Source organism: Duodenibacillus massiliensis, from assembly GCF_928721995.1.
Lineage (GTDB): Bacteria > Pseudomonadota > Gammaproteobacteria > Burkholderiales > Burkholderiaceae_F > Duodenibacillus > Duodenibacillus massiliensis.
This window is the reverse complement of record NZ_OV788642.1, coordinates 2,042,238-2,060,081: the sequence shown is the minus strand read 5'-3', so window position 1 is coordinate 2,060,081 and position 17,844 is coordinate 2,042,238. Positions and strand designations below refer to the sequence as shown.

The 17,844-nt window shown below is 56.2% G+C and carries 16 protein-coding genes; 3 read left to right on the top strand and 13 right to left on the bottom strand.

Going from position 1 to position 17,844, the window contains the following annotated elements; all coding sequences use genetic code 11:
• Positions 1 to 89: 89 nt before the first annotated feature.
• The gene (pncB, locus tag NXF97_RS09465) at positions 90 to 1,280 is read right to left on the bottom strand and encodes a nicotinate phosphoribosyltransferase (RefSeq protein ID WP_274955812.1); all 1,191 of its coding nucleotides are present in this window, start codon (positions 1,278 to 1,280) and stop codon (positions 90 to 92) included.
• Positions 1,281 to 1,569: 289 nt separating this feature from the next.
• Here pncB and NXF97_RS09460 point away from each other — a divergent pair, with 289 nt between their 5' ends.
• Both NXF97_RS09460 and NXF97_RS09455 read left to right on the top strand, forming a co-directional pair.
• A complete protein-coding gene (locus NXF97_RS09460; protein ID WP_274955811.1) occupies positions 1,570 to 1,734 on the top strand; it encodes a hypothetical protein in 165 nt (54 codons plus the stop codon).
• 203 nt (positions 1,735 to 1,937) lie between these two features.
• Positions 1,938 to 2,402, top strand: coding sequence for a hypothetical protein (locus NXF97_RS09455; protein ID WP_274955810.1), 465 nt, complete (start codon positions 1,938 to 1,940; stop codon positions 2,400 to 2,402).
• A gap of 5 nt (positions 2,403 to 2,407) precedes the next feature.
• Here the strand turns inward: NXF97_RS09455 and NXF97_RS09450 are convergent, their stop codons facing one another.
• The 12 genes from NXF97_RS09450 to NXF97_RS09395 all read right to left on the bottom strand — a co-directional run bounded on the left by NXF97_RS09450 (position 2,408) and on the right by NXF97_RS09395 (position 14,153).
• Positions 2,408 to 3,238, bottom strand: a complete 831-nt coding sequence (locus tag NXF97_RS09450) for a cysteine ABC transporter substrate-binding protein (RefSeq protein ID WP_074009048.1) — start codon at positions 3,236 to 3,238, stop codon at positions 2,408 to 2,410.
• An 82-nt stretch (positions 3,239 to 3,320) separates the two neighbouring features.
• Positions 3,321 to 4,085, bottom strand: a complete 765-nt coding sequence (locus tag NXF97_RS09445) for an amino acid ABC transporter ATP-binding protein (RefSeq protein ID WP_022372569.1) — start codon at positions 4,083 to 4,085, stop codon at positions 3,321 to 3,323.
• On the bottom strand, positions 4,082 to 4,762 hold the full coding sequence (locus NXF97_RS09440; protein WP_074009050.1) for an amino acid ABC transporter permease: 681 nt from the start codon (positions 4,760 to 4,762) through the stop codon (positions 4,082 to 4,084). Before NXF97_RS09440 ends, NXF97_RS09445 begins: the two co-directional genes overlap by 4 nt.
• Positions 4,743 to 5,405, bottom strand: coding sequence for an amino acid ABC transporter permease (locus NXF97_RS09435; protein ID WP_204206988.1), 663 nt, complete (start codon positions 5,403 to 5,405; stop codon positions 4,743 to 4,745). Before NXF97_RS09435 ends, NXF97_RS09440 begins: the two co-directional genes overlap by 20 nt.
• A 338-nt stretch (positions 5,406 to 5,743) precedes the next feature.
• A complete protein-coding gene (nagZ, locus tag NXF97_RS09430) occupies positions 5,744 to 6,751 on the bottom strand; it encodes a beta-N-acetylhexosaminidase (RefSeq protein WP_274955809.1) in 1,008 nt (335 codons plus the stop codon).
• A 34-nt stretch (positions 6,752 to 6,785) separates the two neighbouring features.
• Positions 6,786 to 7,547: a pyridoxine 5'-phosphate synthase gene (locus NXF97_RS09425; protein WP_022372565.1), complete on the bottom strand. Its 762-nt coding sequence runs from the start codon at positions 7,545 to 7,547 to the stop codon at positions 6,786 to 6,788.
• Positions 7,548 to 7,588: 41 nt separating this feature from the next.
• On the bottom strand, positions 7,589 to 8,398 hold the full coding sequence (gene recO, locus NXF97_RS09420) for a DNA repair protein RecO (protein ID WP_074009051.1): 810 nt from the start codon (positions 8,396 to 8,398) through the stop codon (positions 7,589 to 7,591).
• A complete protein-coding gene (era, locus tag NXF97_RS09415) occupies positions 8,391 to 9,317 on the bottom strand; it encodes a GTPase Era (RefSeq protein ID WP_074009052.1) in 927 nt (308 codons plus the stop codon). The genes recO and era overlap by 8 nt, the downstream gene beginning before the upstream one ends.
• Positions 9,318 to 9,327: 10 nt before the next feature.
• Entirely contained in the window at positions 9,328 to 10,032 is a 705-nt protein-coding gene (gene rnc, locus NXF97_RS09410; protein WP_274955808.1) for a ribonuclease III, read from the bottom strand.
• Between the two features lie 25 nt (positions 10,033 to 10,057).
• Positions 10,058 to 10,948, bottom strand: coding sequence for a signal peptidase I (gene lepB, locus NXF97_RS09405; protein WP_022372561.1), 891 nt, complete (start codon positions 10,946 to 10,948; stop codon positions 10,058 to 10,060).
• Between the two features lie 15 nt (positions 10,949 to 10,963).
• On the bottom strand, positions 10,964 to 12,760 hold the full coding sequence (gene lepA / locus NXF97_RS09400) for a translation elongation factor 4 (RefSeq protein ID WP_022372560.1): 1,797 nt from the start codon (positions 12,758 to 12,760) through the stop codon (positions 10,964 to 10,966).
• Positions 12,761 to 12,953: 193 nt separating this feature from the next.
• The gene (locus NXF97_RS09395; RefSeq protein ID WP_274955807.1) at positions 12,954 to 14,153 is read right to left on the bottom strand and encodes an ATP-binding protein; all 1,200 of its coding nucleotides are present in this window, start codon (positions 14,151 to 14,153) and stop codon (positions 12,954 to 12,956) included.
• A gap of 563 nt (positions 14,154 to 14,716) precedes the next feature.
• Between NXF97_RS09395 and NXF97_RS09390 the strand changes: the two genes are divergently transcribed.
• Positions 14,717 to 17,821, top strand: a complete 3,105-nt coding sequence (locus tag NXF97_RS09390; RefSeq protein WP_274955806.1) for a molybdopterin-dependent oxidoreductase — start codon at positions 14,717 to 14,719, stop codon at positions 17,819 to 17,821.
• Positions 17,822 to 17,844: the final 23 nt, after the last annotated feature.

Below are 17,844 nucleotides of genomic sequence, written 5' to 3'. Positions count from 1 at the left end.
GAACTTCGGAGGCTTGATTTTAGCTAAAGGATGGTGCGAAATTAACAAATTGTCGCATTCAGTCCGTAATTACCCGCACAAAAGTCGCATTACGGAACGCTTTTATCCGGCATACCGAAGACCTGCCGCAGGTACGCGAGATACGTCGGATCGTCGCACATCCCCTTGACGGGGTTATCGGAAATCTTCGCCACGGGCTGGCCGTTTGCCCTCACCATCTTCACGACGATGTTTAAGGGCTGCGGCCCCAGGTCATTCATGAGATTGGTGCCGATACCGAAACCGATGCCGATGCGGCGGTGAAATCTCCGGTAAAGCTCGATGATCCGCGGAACCGTGAGGCCGTCACTGAAAACGAGACTTTTGCCGCGGGGATCACACTTATTCGCCCTGTAGTGTTCGATCATCCGCTCGCCCCAGACAAAGGGGTCGCCCGAATCGTGCCTTGCCCCGTCAAAGAGCTTGCAGAAGTACATATCGAAGTCTTTGAGGAAGGGTTCAATCCCGTAGACGTCAGAAAGCGCAATGCCCAAGTCCCCGCGGTACTCTTTGGCCCACATCTCAAAGCCGAAGACCTGGCTGTCACGAAGGCGCGGGCCCAGGGCCTGACAGGCCTGCAGGTACTCGTGCGCCATGGTGCCGATTGAGACAAGCCCGTAGCGGCGCGCGAGATCAACGTTACTCGTGCCCGAAAAAATGGGGCTTCCGAGTTCATCAATCAAAACCCGCACCACCTTTTCCTGCCAGGCGCGCGAAAAGCGGCGGCGGGTGCCGAAGTCGCTTACGCGCAGATCAGCGTTGTCCGGTTCTTTTTTCAGAAGCGCAATCTTGGCTCGTAAGCGCCGCATCCCTTCGGCTTCATCGGGCACGGGCGCAATGTGCCGGAAATAGACTTCGTTCACAATCGCCAAAATCGGGATTTCAAAAAGAATCGTGTGCAGCCACGGCCCCGTGATTTCAATCGAAAGACCAAAGTCACAGGCAGGATCCTTCGTCACCCGGATGTACTTGTCTTTCAGGTGAAAAAGACTCAGAAAATCCACAAAGTCGCTTTTAATAAAGCGCAGCCCCCCTAAGTACGCAAGTTCCGCGTCCTTAAAAGTGAGCGTACAAAGATGCATGACCTCATCGCGGATCTCATCGGCATAGGGCGAAAGATCAACGCCGGGCGTGCGGCAGCGGAAGCGGTAACTCACCTCCGCCCCCGGAAACTGATGCAGCACACACTGCATCATTGTGAATTTGTAGAGGTCGGTGTCAAGAAGCGATTCGATAATCATCGGTTGCCTTTTAATCAGGCGGTTGCGTTACCTCCGTTTTACAGGAAACGGACGCGTTTTGCCTCAAGTGAAAGACCTATTCACGCATTTTTAGCAGACGCACAAAAACCGGCGGGCAAAATCCGGGCTCTCCCTTTGGCCTGGACGCCGCCCGCCGTTCACAGAATTTCCCGCAGGAAGCCCGGGGCTTAAGCCCCGGGAGGAATGCGGGCTTTCGAAATTTTTTAATCTTGGAGCAAACGCAGCCAAACCATGCACATAGTTTTCGCTTAAGGTATATTCAGCCGCTATGAAATCGCGCACACCGTCCTTTGTCATCGAGCTGGGCCTGAAAATCGGAGAGGATCAGGAAAGTGCACTGGAGACCTACTTCTCCGATGCACGCCAGCTCTTCAATGCTGTTCTCGGAACGGCAAAGAAACGCGTGCGCGCCAAGAAAAGCACTGAAGCATGAAAGCTCCCGGCCGCGATGCCCAAGGGCAAAGACCGCAACAAGCGGTTTAAGGAAATTCAGAAGTCCGCCCTCCTTTCCGAGTATGCCCTGCATGATGTCGTGAAAGAGCACCGTGCCAAGGGCGGCTTTACAAAGCGCATCGGCATCAACGAAGCGCAGAAAATTGCCACACGTGTCTGGCAGGGCATTGAGCGCCAGCTGTTGTGTGGTGGAAGTCAGTCCCCGCAAAACTGCGCCCGAGTCAGCACGATCCCGAAACGGGAACGTACCGTAAGAAGGCTCTTTGGGAGAGAAGTCATCAGTTGGGAGACACGGACTGGTACATGGACCGCGACCTTGCGGCAGCCATGAACCTGTATTTTGCGGATCCCGCCACTGACAGCGACGATCTGAAGGCTGAGCAATCAGCGCTTGCGAGGCTCAAACAAGTCTCAGGGAACGCCGGATCGATAGTGCAGTACAAACCAGCGAATCGGCAAGACGAAGCAGACCTTCGCCGGAACCGACGGATCGGGCTGATGAAGCCCGTACCCGTAGAGCGGTTGCGTTTTAAATGTTCCTGTGGTGCAGGGGACGCCCGGGCAGACAAGGCCTCAAACACCTTGCCTGTTACGGGAAAGCCTGCACCGTGTCAGCAAACCCCGCGCTTTCAAGCGCGGGTTGTTTAGATCCGTCAGAGCTTGCCGCCTTCAACGACAAGGTCATCGGGGTTAGAAGCCGCGCCGTAGACGGGCGCGAGCGTTTCCTTATAAGCCTTGTGGAAGAACTGTTCCTTACCGAGCTTCACGATTTCAGTGTTGATGAAGTCCAGAAGCGACTTGTTCCCTTTCTGCACAGCCGCGGCAATCGTGTCGAGGTTGCCGAGCTTAGTGATCCCGACGGTAAAGCCTTTGTTCACGAGCGCCCAGGCAAGGACTTCGGTGTTGTCGGTGGAAAACGCGTCACCGCGGCCGTCTAAGAGCGCGTTATAGGCGTCGGCGTACTGATCGTACTTCTGCTGACGCACTTCCGGATGATTTTCCTGGAAGTAGGTTTCAGCGGTTGTCCCTTTGGCGATGATGAGGGTCTTGCCTTTGAGCTGCTCAACCTTTGTGATCGGTGCGCTCTCGGGCGACACAACGCCCAGAGCCACCTTCATGTAGGGCAGCGCAAAGTCCACCTTTTCGGCGCGTTCTTTTGTTACGGTGAAATTGGCCAGAATGATGTCGACTTTATCGGTCACGAGAAATTCCACGCGGCTTGCCGGATCCACGGACACGTACTTCACCTTGACGCCCAAGTCCTTAGCGAGACGGTTACCGAAATAGACGTCGTAGCCTTGATAGTTCCCCTTGGCGTCAACGTAGCCGAACGGGGCCTTATCGGAAAAAACGCCGATTACGACTTCGCCGCTTTTCTGAATTGCATCAAGCGGTCGGGCTTCAACGGAAAACGAAGCGGCCGTAAAGGCGGTGGTAAGCGCTGCCGCAGTGGCGGCAAGGCGACGGATTAAAGAAGAAGACATTTTGTTTTTCCCTGTATGTGTCAATGAATGACGATTGTTTAAGAGTCCCGGCCGAGGGGCCGGGCGTAAGACACCAGCGTCGTCATCTGCCGTCGGTGTCCGCTGAAACCTTGGTTTTTCTTTCGTAATCGAAGGTGTGCAGAAACTCCCGCGCACGCTCGCTCCTTGGGTGCGTGAAGAACTCCTCAGGCCTTCCCTCTTCCACGATGTGGCCGCCGTCAAAAAAGACGATCCGGTCCGCAACAGAGCGCGCAAACTGCATTTCGTGCGTGACGATCACCATGCTTAAGCCTTCGTCGGCAAGTTCCAGGATCACCTGCAACACTTCGTGCACCATCTCCGGGTCCAATGCCGCCGTCACCTCGTCAAAAAGCATCACACTCGGATTCATTGCGAGCGCCCGCACGATGGCCACACGCTGCTTTTGGCCGCCCGAGAGTTCCCTGGGGTAAAAGTCCCGCTTTTCCCAAAGACCCACGCGCTTTAAAAGCGTCTCGGCCGTTTTCTGCGCCTCAACTTTGGTTTTTCCGGCGACCTGCACGGGAGCAAGCGTCACGTTTTCAAGGACTGTGAGATGCGGAAAAAGGTCGTAACTCTGAAACACCATTCCGAGGCCGTTACGCAACGTGCCCGCGTACGTGACGGGTTTACCCTTGAGAAGCACCTCCCCCGCGTCGATCGTTTCAAGGCCTATGAGGCACCGCAAAAACGTGGATTTTCCGCAGCCGCTCGGCCCCAGAATCACCGCGACTTCGCCTTTGGCAAGCGAAAAATCGATGCCGTCTAGAATCGTATTGGCTCCGAAGCGCTTCACCAGGCCCTTCGTCTGCAGTTCAGGTTGCGTCATGAACGACTCCATTTCTTCTCAAAGTGCCCTGCGGCAAGCGTGATCGGCCAGCAGGCAAAAAAGTACAAAAGAAAGACGGCGGCATAAATCCAAAGCGCCGCGGTCGGAAACTGAAAGCGGTTTGCGTCAATGATCTGCTGACCGACCTTGAGCACTTCAACGAGCCCGATCAACACCACGAGGCTTGTCGTCTTGATCATGCGCGTTACGAGATTGATCGCCGGAGGCACCAGGCGCTGCAGCGTCTGCGGAATGATCACAAACCGATAGGTCTGCAGAGGCGACAAACCCAGCACATGCGCGCTTTCGTACTGATGACGCGGGATGCTCCCGAGAGCGCCTCTCACGAGGTCCCCCATTTCCGCCGTTCCCCAGGCCGTAAAGACAATGATCGAACTCGTGTAGGCCGAGAGGTTCCAGCCGAAACTGCGCGTAAAACCGAAGTAGACGACAAAAAGAAGTACAAGCTGCGGCATGATCCGGATAAATTCCAGATACGTGCGGCTTGCGATTTTGGTGACCGGATTGTTGATGCGCATCACCATGCCGAAAAGAACGCCCAAGGGAAGCGACAAAGCCACACTCACAAGGCTCACGTTTAAGGTCATCAGAAGGCCTTCCAAAAGGCGCCTCACGTTGTCGACGTTAAGAAGTACCTCATACCCCGAAGCCTGCATGACGCATCCTCCTTTCAAGCCAGGAACCGAAAAGCGACACCGGCAGCAAAATAATGATGTAGGCCACGACGAGCATTAAGAGTGCCTCGTCGGTCTTGTAGTAGTTGCCGATCAGATCCTTTGTGACGTACATCAGGTCCGGCAGCGCAATGGCGCTTACAACCGAAATTTCTTTGATGAGGAAAATGACGTTTGCGACAAAACCGGGCATTGCGACGGCAAGCGCCTGCGGCAGCACCACAAAGCGCATGGTCTGCAGGGGCGAGAGACCCAACACACGCGCGGATTCCGTCTGAATTTTTTCTACGGCCGTAAGCCCGCTTCTTAAGGCTTCGGCCATGTAGCTTGCGCCTAAGAAAACAAGGCCTATGACGGCGCACCATTCGCCGGAAAGCCGCACCCCGATTTTGGGCAGTCCAAAGTACAGAAAAAAGAGCTGCACCAGAAGCGGCGTGTTGCGGGAGAGCTCCGTGTAGATGGCCGCGGTTTGCGCGAGCACCGGTATGCGGTAGTAGCGCACGACGGCGACCACAAGGCCCGCTGCGAGCGCGAGCACAATCCCGAGCGCGCCGACACGAAGCGTTAAAAGCGCCGCGTCGGTGTACCACGGGAGGTACTTCGCCATAAAGTCCAGATCAAGCAATTTGTGTTTATCCGGAAGGCAAGGCGCGCAGGCAACAAAAAAGGACCGCACGCATTGCCGCCGGTCCCCTGTTTCGTTATGTATGACGAGCCTTACTGCAGGCTCAGGCTAACCGGAGGCAGAAAACGCACACAACACGTACAGCAACAATTGCCGTGCATCGTCATCGCGCTCATCGTCCGCCTCCTCTGAAAAAAATGTTTGAGATGTCGGGGAGAATATGGGGGTTTGAAAGGCCTGTCAAAGGCTCTTCGGTAATACCTGAGTTATGTCAGCCCGTCTGCGCCCAACCTCCTAATTCCATTGACGGAGTCAGGCGCAGAAGCAGGCACTTTCTCTTAAGGCATCATCTGCTGCAGCGCCACTTTATAAAGCGCCGTGCACTTGAGTTCGTCGCGCGCAGGCGCCATGCCGCGGGGAACGATTCTCTGCCAGCGCTCGCGAAAGTCAGCGGTGGGCCTCCACTCCAATTTTGCCGTCAGCGTATCGGCTTCTTCCGGGGAATTGCAGACGATGAGCGCATCACACCCTGCCTTAAGCGCGGCTTTGGCGCGCTCCAAAATGTCGCCCCCGGTGCCCGCGCCCTTCATAGAAAGGTCGTCAGAGAACACCAGGCCCGTAAAGCGCAGTTCGTCGCGCAAAATGCCTTTCAAAATCTTTTCCGAGTACGTGGCGGGAACGCTGTCTAAAGCCGGATAAAGAATATGCGCGGTCATCACGGAACAAAGCCCCGCGCCCATCCAGCTGTAGGGCTTGGCGTCCGCGTGAAGGATCCGGTCGGCCTCACGGTCATCCACCGGCTGCTCCTTGTGGCTGTCCGCCGAAACAAAGCCGTGACCGGGGAAGTGTTTGCCGCAGTTGGCCATCCCTGCAATAAGCATCCCCTGGCTCAACGCTCGCGCGAGCCGCGTCACCACGCGCGGATCCAGAGAAAACGCGCGCTCGCCGATCACTTCGCACTTACCCCAGTCAAGGTCCAAAACCGGCGCAAACGTAAAGTCCACGCCGCAGGCTCTGAGTTCGCTTGCCATCACGTAGCCCGCTGCGGTGAGGCTGCGGGCGGCGGCTTCGGGGTCCGCTTTCCAGAGTTCCCCATAGGTGTGCATGCTCGGGATTTCGGTAAAGCCCTCGCGGAAGCGCTGAACGCGGCCCCCTTCGTGATCCACACCGATCAGCACGTCAGGTTTCACGGCATGGATGCTGTCGCAGAGTTTTTTAAGCTGCGCGGGATTTTTGTAGTTGCGGGTAAAAAGAATCACCATGCCCACCAGGGGACTTCTGATGCGGGCAACTTCGTGGTCGGTGAGTTCGGTGGAAGCAATGTCGCAGACAAGAGGACCGGGCATGGCAGATTTCCTTTTCGTGGTGTCTTTCTGACGGTTATTTTGCAAAACGAATACGGTCGTCGGCTCTGAGAATGATGCCGTTGTACCGCCCGACGGTTTCCGTCATCCCGTATTCCAGGGCTTCGGCAATGAGGGCGTGCCCGATCGAGACTTCATCAATGTAGCGGCAGGCAACAAGCAACTCTTCGAGGTTCGCAAGACTCAGATCGTGCCCGGCGTTAACGCCTAACCCCGCTTCGTGCGCCGCCTGCGCGGACTCCGCAAAGCGCGTAAGTTCCGCAGCCGCCGCTCCGGTGCCCCGCGTAGCGGCATAGCTTTCGGTATAAAGCTCGATGCGGTCAGCCCCCACATCTTTGGCAAGTTTCATATTTTCTGGCTCGGGGTCCATAAAAAGACTCACGCGAACGCCTAAGGCCTTGGCTTCGGCAACAACCTTTTCAAAGGCCGCGCCGTCTTTTTTGAGGTCACAGCCGTGATCGCTCGTTTTCTGCGCGAGGCTGTCCGGAACAAAGGTCGCCTGATCGGGGCGGACGTTTCGCACGTGCTCCATCAGGTTCATGAAGGGGTTGCCTTCGATATTAAATTCCCGGCCGGGCCAGGCCTTAAGTAAACGGGAAAGGGCCGTGACGTCGTCGGGCCTGATATGCCGCTCATCAGGCCGCGGATGGACCGTGAGGCCCGCGGCGCCCGCCTTGAGCGCCAGGGCCCCGAAGATCACGGGGTTCGGGGTGTTGCCGTCGCGGGAATTACGTAAAAGCGCAATCTTATTGAGATTAACCGAAAGCTTTGTCGTCATGAGAAATCAAAATCCGCCGTCAAATCACTGGAAAAAGCGCGTCAGAACTGCTGCCACTGAGCCATGGTTTTTCTGACGTTAAGGCCCTTTTGGCCCACATAGTAGCCGATCAGAAGCCGCAGCACATTGCGTGCGGCGACAAGAATCGTTTCGTCACTGAAGTCCTGTGTGAAGACCGCGTGTGCCACACGTGCGGGCACAAGGGGGAGCTCAGAGGCGCGCTGCCCCGCGTCACTGACCGGAACCAATTCGCCGCCCTCCACCACACAGTCTTCGTCTTCTTTACCGGCCCGGGCACTTTGCCCCCAGCCCAGAATCCGAAGCAGGTCCACTTCAAAGATCCTCAGCGCCTGCTGCACGGCCGTGCCTTCGGCAAGAGCCTTCAGGGTCCGCGTATAGGCGTCAAAAAGCGCTGGCTGTGGGTCCGCCGGTTCCGTGAGCTTTAAAACGAGTTCGTTGATGTAAAAACCCGAAAGAAGGGCGTCACCCGCAAGCGGCGTGAGGCCCCCGAGCCAGCGCGCCACCGTGAGGTTTTTCACCTCACCCGCGCCGTTATAGTTGATGATGAGAGGCGAAAAGGGATTGATGAGACCGCGAAAACGGCCCCCGGGGCGCTTGGCCCCCCTTACCGACATCACCTGACGCCCGTGGCGCTTGGTAAAGCATTCGGCAATAACGCTTGATTCCTTCCAGGGCCAGGTGCGAAGGACAAACGCGGGTTCGTCCCTCACCTTTAAAACCTTCGCAGGTTCACCAGCCTCTTTGGCAAAAGCCTTCAGAGCCATGAGCGAGGGCTCAGTGGGCTCCGGGAGCGTGTCACTGTCGTCCGAGACGTCTTTGGTATCAGTCATACCCGAGCGTTTTAAGGGCCTTTACGTCGTCGCTCCAGCCGCGCCGCACACGCACCCAGACCTGCAGATGCACGTGTTTGCCGAGCATCTTTTCAATATCGATGCGTGCAAGCCTTCCGATTTCGCGCAGTTTTGCGCCGCCCTCACCGATCACAATCGGTTTGTGGCTTTCGCGCTCAACAATAAGGCACGCGTCAATCTGCGCTTCCTTGTCGTCCTCCTGCCAGCGCTCGATCGTCACCGCGACGCCGTAGGGAAGTTCGTCCCCTAAAAGGCGAAACGCCTTTTCGCGGATCGTTTCGGCGGCGAGATACCGCGGCGACCGGTCGGTGTAGAGATCCGGATCAAAGTAAGGCACGGACTCAGGAAGCAGTTTTTTCACTTCGTCCACCACTTCATCGAGCCGCTTATTTTTTTCCGCCGACACCGGCACAATCGCCGCAAACGGAAACTTCTGCATCGATTCGGCCATCAGGGGCAGGAGCCTATCGCGGTCCTTGACCTGATCGATCTTGTTTAACACAAGAATGACGTTTGTCTGCTTGGGGTTTAAAAGCCGCAGGACGTTCACATCCTCGGCTTTCCAGCCCTGTGCGTCAATCACAAAGAGAACGGCGTCAACTTCCGAGAGGGTATTTCGCACCGTACGGTTCATGCGGCTTAAAAGCTGCGAGTTGTAGCGCGACTGAAACCCGGGCGTATCCATGAAGATTAACTGGGCATCGGGGTAGGTGACGACACCCAATACGCGGTCACGCGTGGTCTGCGGTTTTTTGCTCGTAATCGAGACCTTTTCACCGACGATCGCGTTAATTAATGTGGATTTACCGACGTTGGGACGCCCGATCACCGCCACATAGCCGCAGTGAAAGGCGGGCTTTGCGTCTGTTTCAGACACGGGATGATTGCTTTGCGTCATCGCACTCTCCTTACGATTTTATGGCCTGCAGTTTCGCGAGCACCGCCGCTGCCGCCATCTGCTCGGCGGCGCGCCGGCTCTTACCCTCACCCTCACAGGTCACCGCCGGATTTTCAATCACGCAGGCACAGCGAAACGTCTGATTGTGCGCTGCACCCGTCGTGGTGATCACGCGGTATTCAGGGAGCTTCATGTGCGCAGCCTGCAGAAATTCCTGCAGCTGCGTTTTGGCGTCTTTGGCAAAGCGCTCGGGTGTGACGTTCCCGGCCGCAAGAATCGGCTCATAAAGCCGCAGAATCACGCGCTGCGCGGCTTCAAAGCCGCCGTCCAGAAACACCGCGCCGAAAACCGCCTCACAGGCGTCCGCAAGAATCGAAGGGCGCTTGGCGCCCCCCGTTTTGAGTTCGCCTTCACCCAAGCGGATAAAGCTTCCGATATCAATTTCAGCGGCGATTTCGTCCAGCGTCTTTTCGCAGACGAAATTGGCGCGGGTGCGCGAGAGCACCCCTTCGGTGTAGTGCTTGTCTCTTAAAAAAAGCGCGTGCCCCACCACACAATTTAAAACCGAGTCCCCGAGAAACTCGAGCCGCTCGTTGTGTTCGGCACCGAAACTTCTGTGCGTGACCGCGCGCACCAAAAGCGCGCGCTTTTTAAACGTGTAGCCGATTCTCTCTTCCAGAACCGAGAGATCAAGAAGCACACGACGCGCAGGCATCGACATAAAACCTCCCCTTCTGCGGTTAACGGAAGAAACCGATACGGCTCATATCGCCGAAATTGGCCCAGATCAGAAACGCCCGGCCCACAAGGTAGCTGTCGGGCACCACACCCCAGTAGCGGCTGTCTTCGCTGTTGTCGCGGTTGTCGCCCATCATGAAGTAGTGGCCTTCGGGAACCTTGCAGACAAAGCCGTTGGAGTAGTACTTGCAGGACTCAAGCGCCCGGTCGTAAGGGGTGCCCCTTAAGCCCATCGGCGCGCGCTCGTCAACAGCCATGATGTGCGTGACGTCACCGAGCGTCTCCTCACGCTCAGAAAGCGTCACGAGCGTATCGGAATCGACCCAGTCGCCCAGGATCTTCTGCGGCATTTCCTTGCCGTTTACCATAATCTTTTTGTTCACGTAAGTCACGGTGTCACCGGGCAGGCCCACCACGCGCTTAATGTAGTCAACCTGCGTGTCCATCGGATAGCGGAAGACCACAACGTCACCGCGCTTGGGAGTCCCCACCTCGAGAACCTTGGTGCCGAGAACCGGGAGCCTTACGCCGTACTCGTACTTATTCACCAGAATAAAGTCGCCGATGTGAAGGGTCGGGAGCATCGAGCCCGAGGGAATGCGGAAGGGCTCAAACAAAAAGGAGCGCAGCAAAAAGACGATACAAATAACCGGGAAGAGACCGGCCGTGTAATCAATCCACCAGGGCTCACGCAGGGCGCCCGCCGCAATGCGGCTTCGCTCCTGCAGCACCACGGGTTCACCCCGATCCACAGCCTCGCGGTTGGCGGCATCAAAGTCGTCCGTAAGGCGCTTAGCTTCAGCCTTACGCTTTTTGGCCCAGACAAGTTTGTCGCAGACCCACATCACCCCGGTAAAGACCGTGAGCAGAAAAAGAATGAGAGCAAAGTTCATTGTCGTGGGTCCAAATTATTTCTTGTCATCAACCTGAAGGATGGCGAGGAAGGCTTCCTGCGGAATTTCCACGCTTCCCACCTGCTTCATGCGCTTTTTGCCGGCCTTTTGCTTTTCCAGAAGCTTCTTCTTACGCGTGATGTCGCCGCCGTAGCACTTCGCAAGCACATTCTTGCGCAAAGCCTTCACGTTTTCGCGGGCAATAATGTTTCCGCCGATTGCTGCCTGTATCGCCACGTCATACATCTGACGCGGGATGAGCCCGCGCAGACGCGTCACGATGTCACGGCCGCGGCTTACCGCATTGGTGCGGTGCACGATGGAACTTAAAGCGTCCACGCGGTCGCCGTTAATGAGCATGTCGACTTTGACGACGTCAGACGCCCGGTATTCCTTGAACTCATAGTCCATCGAGGCGTAACCGCGGGTGATGGACTTCATGCGGTCAAAGAAGTCAAGCACGATCTCCGCCAAGGGCAACTCGTAGGTGAGATGCACCTGGCGGCCGTGGTAGGCCATATTGATCTGAATACCGCGCTTTTCCTGACAAAGCTTCATCACCGCGCCCACGTAATCGTTGGGGACGAAAATCGTCACGGTGTCAATGGGCTCGCGGATTTCAGCAATTTTATCAACGGGCGGCAATTTACTCGGGTTTTCCACCCGAACGACTTCGCCGTTTGTCATCAGCACTTCGTACACAACGGACGGGGCCGTCGTGATGAGGTCCATGTCGTATTCGCGCTCAAGACGCTCCTGCACAATGTCCATGTGCAGTAAGCCCAGAAAGCCCGCGCGGAAACCAAAGCCCAAGGCCTGAGAGACTTCCGGCTCGAACTTCAAAGCCGCGTCGTTAAGCTGCAGCTTTAAAAGTGCCTCACGCAGCGCGTCGTACTGGTTGGACTCCACCGGGTAAAGACCAGCAAAGACCTGGGGCTTGACTTCCTTAAAGCCGGGCAGGGGTTCAGAGGCCGGTTTCTGAGCGCTTGTGATCGTGTCGCCGACGCGCGCGTCTTTGAGTTCCTTGATGCCCGAAACGACAAAGCCCACTTCGCCGGGTTTGAGGCACTCACGCTGCTTAGCTTTCGGTGTAAAGACACCGACCTGCTCCACAAGGTGCTGAGCGCCCGTTGCCATCAGCATCACCTTGTCCTTGGGACGGATGACGCCGTTTACCACACGCACCAGGGTCACGATACCGACGTAGTTATCAAACCAGCTGTCGATGATCAAGGCCTGCAGGGGCGCGTTTTCATCGCCCTTGGGGGGCGGAATATCCGAAACAATGCGCTCGAGGATGTCTTCCACACCCATGCCGGTTTTCGCTGAACAAGGAATGGCGTCGGTGGCATCAATCCCGATCACGTCCTCGATTTCTTCTTTGGCCGCGTCGGGATTGGCGCTGTTTAAGTCCATCTTGTTTAAAACAGGGACGACTTCAACACCCAAGTCAATCGCGGTGTAGCAGTTTGCAACCGTCTGGGCTTCCACGCCCTGGGTGGCGTCGACCACGAGAAGCGCCCCTTCGCAGGCCGAAAGCGAACGGCTTACCTCGTAGGAAAAGTCCACGTGCCCCGGGGTATCGATGAGGTTTAACTCATAGGTCTTGCCGTCTTTGGCACGGTACTTAAGGGAGGCCGTCTGCGCCTTAATCGTGATGCCGCGCTCGCGCTCGAGATCCATGCTGTCCAAAACCTGCTCGCTCATTTCACGGGCGGTCAAACCGCCGCAGGTTTGGATCAGGCGGTCGGCAAGCGTACTTTTGCCGTGGTCGATGTGCGCAATAATGGAAAAGTTACGGATATTGTCCATAGCAGAACGTGTCGGTACGACACCGTCTAAAAAGATACGGCCAAAGTCTCGTGCGAAAATCCTGAGCAAGTCAGGACAGCACTTCTCGCACCAAGCTTCGGCTACTGAAAACAACTTATTTTAGCAAAGGAAACAGACGTTTCCGCAGAATCTTTCTCTGTCAAAATTCTTCAGCACGCTGAAGAATTTTGCGTCATTTTTCTTCATCGTAATGAAGATTTTTGTCATCCGACAATCTCTTTCCTCCCTCATCGTCAAAGAGCGGACTTCTGATGTCTTTGGGTGTGACCAGATAGAGATTCGCGTCCTTAAAGGCACTCAAAAATTCACTCTTTCCCTTTACAGGTGCCGTGGGCGAGAGTTTGCACTCAAAAGCATTGATTTTCTTGGGACCCACCTCCACCAAATCGATCTCCCGGGGCGAGCGGCCGGTGGTACGCCAGAAATAAACCTCAGTGAGGTCCCTTAACTGGCTATGCAGCTTAATGCGCTCCATATAGAAGAAGTTTTCCCAAAGCGCCCCCGCATCTTCGCGTGAAGACAAAGGATCAAAGTTTTTGATGACGGCGTTACGGATCCCGGTGTCGCAGAAGTAGATCTTGCGCCCTTTTTTTAAGGCATTGCCGGGATTGCGTGAGTACGACGGACAAACCTTCACAATGAAACACTCTTCAAGCAGCCTCACATACTGTTCCACCGTGTTGCGGGCAAGTCCCACTTCGCGAGCGAGTCCGTCAAAGGAAACTTCAGATCCGATGTTTAATGCAAGGTGCTTGACGAGGTTTTCAAAAGGCAACGGCATTCTTACCCCCGCCAAAGCAAAAAGATCTTTAAAAAGGAGTGAGTCCACGTAATCCGTGAGCGTATCGGCCGCCTCCTCCGGCTTGTTGCAGACTTCCGGAAAGAGCCCGTAGACCATATGCCAGCCAAGATTCTGAATGGTCTTTCCTTTGCCGCGAGACTGCGCGAGCTCTCTTAAGGACAAAGGCCAGAGCTGCCGGTTCACGAGCCGCCCCATGGCAGATTCCTTGACGCCCGCGGCAAGCGTAAGCGCCGAAGACCCGGTGACGAATATCGCCGTGGGCTCCTTAAGCGTTTCGTTCATGTCCACGAGCCGCTTTAACGTGAGTCCGATATCGGGGATGCGCTGCGCCTCATCAATCACCAGAAAGCGGGTGCGCGTGAGAAGCGCCTTGACGTCAGCTGCGGAATTCAGACGCAGCATCTCGCGGTCATCGGGTTCGTCACCCGAATACCAAACCACGTCTTCGTCTTTGAGAAGCTCCCGCAGTACCGTTGTCTTACCGGTTCGGCGTGCGCCGTAAATCACCACGGCTTTGGGCGGCGTCTGCCGCATGAGATCCTCTTCAATTGTCCGCTTGATGTAAGTCATGTCAAAATTCTTCAGTACGATGAAGATATTTTACGCAATTTCTTTCATCGTATTGAAGATTTTTTACTCCGAACCGCATCGCCGTCCGGCATCGCCCCCGGTCATCCGGTTGGTCTCCGGCATCCAAAAAGCCACAAAACCGCCGATAAAACACATCAAAAGCTATGCTTCCCCTTTTGCGCGATCTAATCGAAAAGGATTAGTCTTTTTCAGAAATTAATCCTTTTTTAACGATCCCGCCCTATCCCATTGTGCGTACCACGCCGAAGGCCCTTTCGCGGCCGATTTTCAAAAAAGTCCCGCCGTTATTGCCTATTCGGGCATCCTCCTACTGAAAAGAACTAACGTTATTCATAAAAAGAATAGCGAAAATCCTTTTAAAACATGCTCCGTCAGAACGATTGACGCTCTTCTGAAATTTCTTGAAACTAGCCGCCGACACGCGAAAAAGGGCCTTGTCTGAAAGGTCCTTTCACGCCAAAACGAATAGTGCGGACAGGCGGGCTTAACGGCACCGACCTCAGGTCCGTGCAGTAACCCTTACCTGAATTCAGGAGAGATCCATGGAACTTTCACGCAGAAGTTTCCTCAAGCGCGGACTGGTGTTCGGCGGCGGTGCTGTCGGTGCCGCCTCGGGCACGGCCATTGCCGCTCAGGAACCGAAGAAACCCTACAAGCTGCGTAACGTCAAGGAAGTGACGAACATCTGCTGCTACTGCTCCGGCGGCTGCGGCACAATCTGCTCGTCGCGCGACGGCGAACTCATCAACCTCGAAGGCGACCCGGACCATCCGGTCAACCTCGGGGGCCTGTGCTCGAAGGGCGCCGCGATGTGGGGCCTGCGTAACGTCGTCACCGAAGACCGTAAGGCAAAACTTCATCCGGACCGTGTGCTCTATCCGCAGGTACGCCGCCCCGGGAGCAAAACCTGGGAACGCTTAAGCTGGGATCAGGCTGCTGAAGAAATCGCGCGCCACATCAAAAAGACCCGTGACGCGACCTTCGTTGAAAAAGAAGGTGATGTCACCGTAAACCGCTGCGACGGTATGGCAAGCTTGGGGGCCGCTCAGCTCAATAACGAAGAAGGGTGGCTTGTGCAGAAGTTTGCCCGTTCCATGGGTATCTGCGCCATTGATAACCAGACGCGCGTGTGCCACTCTTCGACCGTGTCGGGCCTGGCGCCCTCCTTTGGCCGCGGCTCCATGACGAGCCACTGGTGCGACTTTGCCAATTCCGACGTCATCATGTCGATCGGTTCGAACAACGTGGAAAACCACCCGTTGTCTTCGCGCTGGGTGGAACGCGCACAGGATAAGGGCGCGACCTGGATCGTTGTCGACCCCCGTTACTCCCGTTCGGCCGCACAGGCTGACATCTACGCCCGCATCCGTCCGGGTACCGACCTTGCCTTCTACGGCGGTCTCATCAATTACATTCTTTCGAACAACCTCTATCAGAAGGAATACATGCTGCATTACACCAATGCCGCGTGCCTGCTGACAGACGACTATAAGTTCGATCCTGAGAAGGGCCTTTTCTCCGGCTGGGATCCGGAAACGAAGACCTATTCCAACGCGAGCTGGGGCTACGATGTCGCGAAGCACCTGCAGTGGGACACGTCCGAGGGCTCGGCTTTTGCCTGGGTAAACCGCCCGGGTACGCCCGAATTTAAGACGCCGGATCTGAAGGTTTTAAAGCGCGACATGACGCTCACGGATCCCCATTGCGTTTTAAACATTCTCAAAAAGCACTACGCCCGCTACACGCCTGAGCTCGTGCAGCGCATCACCGGTATGGATCCGGACGTGATGAAGAAGGTCTGGGAGGTTTACGCTTCCACCGGGGCGCGCGACAAGGCCGGCTCCATTCTTTACGCCCTCGGCCAGACTCAGCACAGCTACGGCTCTCAGAACTGCCGTGCGATGTGCATGGTGCAGTTGCTTCTGGGTAACGTCGGCATCGCGGGCGGCGGCATCAATGCCCTGCGCGGTGAACCCAACGTTCAGGGTTCAACCGACGTGGGTGTGTCTTCGCACCAGGCGCCGGGTTACCTCTCCTGGCCCACCGGCAAATCCCATCCGACGCTTGCTGCGTACCTTTCCAAGGAAACGTATGCCGGGGGTTACTACTCCAACAAACCCAAGTTCTGGGTGTCGGCACTGAAGGAATGGTTTGGCGAAAACGCCACCAAGGAAAACGACTACTGCTACGATCTGCTGCCGAAAACGAGTCCCAAGCTCGACTACGGTGACTATTCCACGATCATGTCCTTTAACGACATGCGTGACAACAAGATCAAGGGCTACTTCTGCTGGGGCATGAACCCGGCGCACTCCACCCCCAACGCCAAGCACGCCCGTAAATCGATGGCGAAGCTTGACTGGCTCGTGGTGGCCGACTGGTTCCAGACGGAGACGTCGCTTTTCTGGGCGGCTCCCGACATGAAGGCAGAAGACGTCAAGACCGAGGTCTACTTCCTGCCGGCAGCCCTCCTCTACGAAAAGATCGGCTCCATCAACAACTCCGGCCGCTGGATCCAGTGGCGTGAGAAGGCGGTTGAACCGCCGGGAGAATGCCGCAACGACTTCGAGATGATGATGCTCATCTGGGACAAACTCCGTGCGCTTTACGAAAAGGAAGGCGGCGCCTGCCCCGATCAGATTCTCAAGGCCAATTTCAACTACCGTATCGACGGCAAACCGGACCTGCGTGCCCTTTGCTGGGCCCTTAACGGCTACACCATCAAGGACGGGAAACTCATCAAGGGCTACGGCGAACTGCAGGCTGACGGCACCACGGCCTGCGGCATCTGGATTTTCTCGGGCTACTACAACAACGAAGCCGACAAGATGGATCCCATGAAGCAGCCCATGACCCGCAGAAGTAAGGCTGACCCCACGGGGCTCGGGCTCTTTCCGGGGTGGTCGTTTGCGTGGCCCGCAAACCGCCGCATTCTCTATAACCGTGCGTCCGCCGACCCGCAGGGCAAACCCTGGGATCCCAAGCGTGTGCTCGTGGAATGGAAGGGCGATCATTGGCTGCAAAACGACGTTGGCGACTTCGTCACAGCCGCCAAACCCAACGACAATGCGTTCTTCATGAACTGGGAACAAAATGCGCGCCTCTTTGCCTATCCGATGGTAGACGGGCCCCTCCCTGAACACTTCGAACCGCATGAGTCTCCGGTAAAGAATCTGTTAAACGGCGCCCAGGGTAACCCCTGCATCCGTTTTGCCGATGACCCGTCGATAAAGCGCGGCAATGTGAAAGACTTCCCGTTTGTCGTGACGACTTACTCCGTCGTTGAACACTGGCAGTCTGGTACGCAGACCCGCAACATCCCGTGGCTCAACGAAATCAGCCCCTGCAACTTCATCGAAATTTCCGAAGAACTTGCCAAGGAAAAGGGCATCAAAAACGGTGACGCGGTGCGCGTGTGGAATAACCGCGGCGACGTCAAGGTTGCTGCGATGGTCACCAAGCGCATGAAGCCCATGATGATTGACGGCAAACTCACGCATGTCGTGGGTATGCCCCACCACTTCTCCTGGGCCACGAACCTCGCGCGGGGCGACAACATCAACGACCTGACTCCCAATGTGGGCGATCCCAATTCCTACATTCCCGAGTACAAGGCCTTCCTCGTGAACCTTGAGAAGGCGGCTTAAGTCCGCGCCGTGTCAACTAGGAG

Coding starts and splice junctions, on each gene's coding strand:
- pncB (WP_274955812.1), bottom strand. CDS start 1,280: ATGATTATCGAATCGCTTCTTGACACCGACCTCTACAAATTCACAATG.
- NXF97_RS09460 (WP_274955811.1), top strand. CDS start 1,570: ATGAAATCGCGCACACCGTCCTTTGTCATCGAGCTGGGCCTGAAAATC.
- NXF97_RS09450 (WP_074009048.1), bottom strand. CDS start 3,238: ATGTCTTCTTCTTTAATCCGTCGCCTTGCCGCCACTGCGGCAGCGCTT.
- NXF97_RS09445 (WP_022372569.1), bottom strand. CDS start 4,085: ATGACGCAACCTGAACTGCAGACGAAGGGCCTGGTGAAGCGCTTCGGA.
- NXF97_RS09440 (WP_074009050.1), bottom strand. CDS start 4,762: ATGCAGGCTTCGGGGTATGAGGTACTTCTTAACGTCGACAACGTGAGG.
- nagZ (WP_274955809.1), bottom strand. CDS start 6,751: ATGCCCGGTCCTCTTGTCTGCGACATTGCTTCCACCGAACTCACCGAC.
- NXF97_RS09425 (WP_022372565.1), bottom strand. CDS start 7,547: ATGACGACAAAGCTTTCGGTTAATCTCAATAAGATTGCGCTTTTACGT.
- recO (WP_074009051.1), bottom strand. CDS start 8,398: ATGACTGATACCAAAGACGTCTCGGACGACAGTGACACGCTCCCGGAG.
- era (WP_074009052.1), bottom strand. CDS start 9,317: ATGACGCAAAGCAATCATCCCGTGTCTGAAACAGACGCAAAGCCCGCC.
- rnc (WP_274955808.1), bottom strand. CDS start 10,032: ATGCCTGCGCGTCGTGTGCTTCTTGATCTCTCGGTTCTGGAAGAGAGA.
- lepB (WP_022372561.1), bottom strand. CDS start 10,948: ATGAACTTTGCTCTCATTCTTTTTCTGCTCACGGTCTTTACCGGGGTG.
- lepA (WP_022372560.1), bottom strand. CDS start 12,760: ATGGACAATATCCGTAACTTTTCCATTATTGCGCACATCGACCACGGC.
- NXF97_RS09395 (WP_274955807.1), bottom strand. CDS start 14,153: ATGACTTACATCAAGCGGACAATTGAAGAGGATCTCATGCGGCAGACG.
- NXF97_RS09390 (WP_274955806.1), top strand. CDS start 14,717: ATGGAACTTTCACGCAGAAGTTTCCTCAAGCGCGGACTGGTGTTCGGC.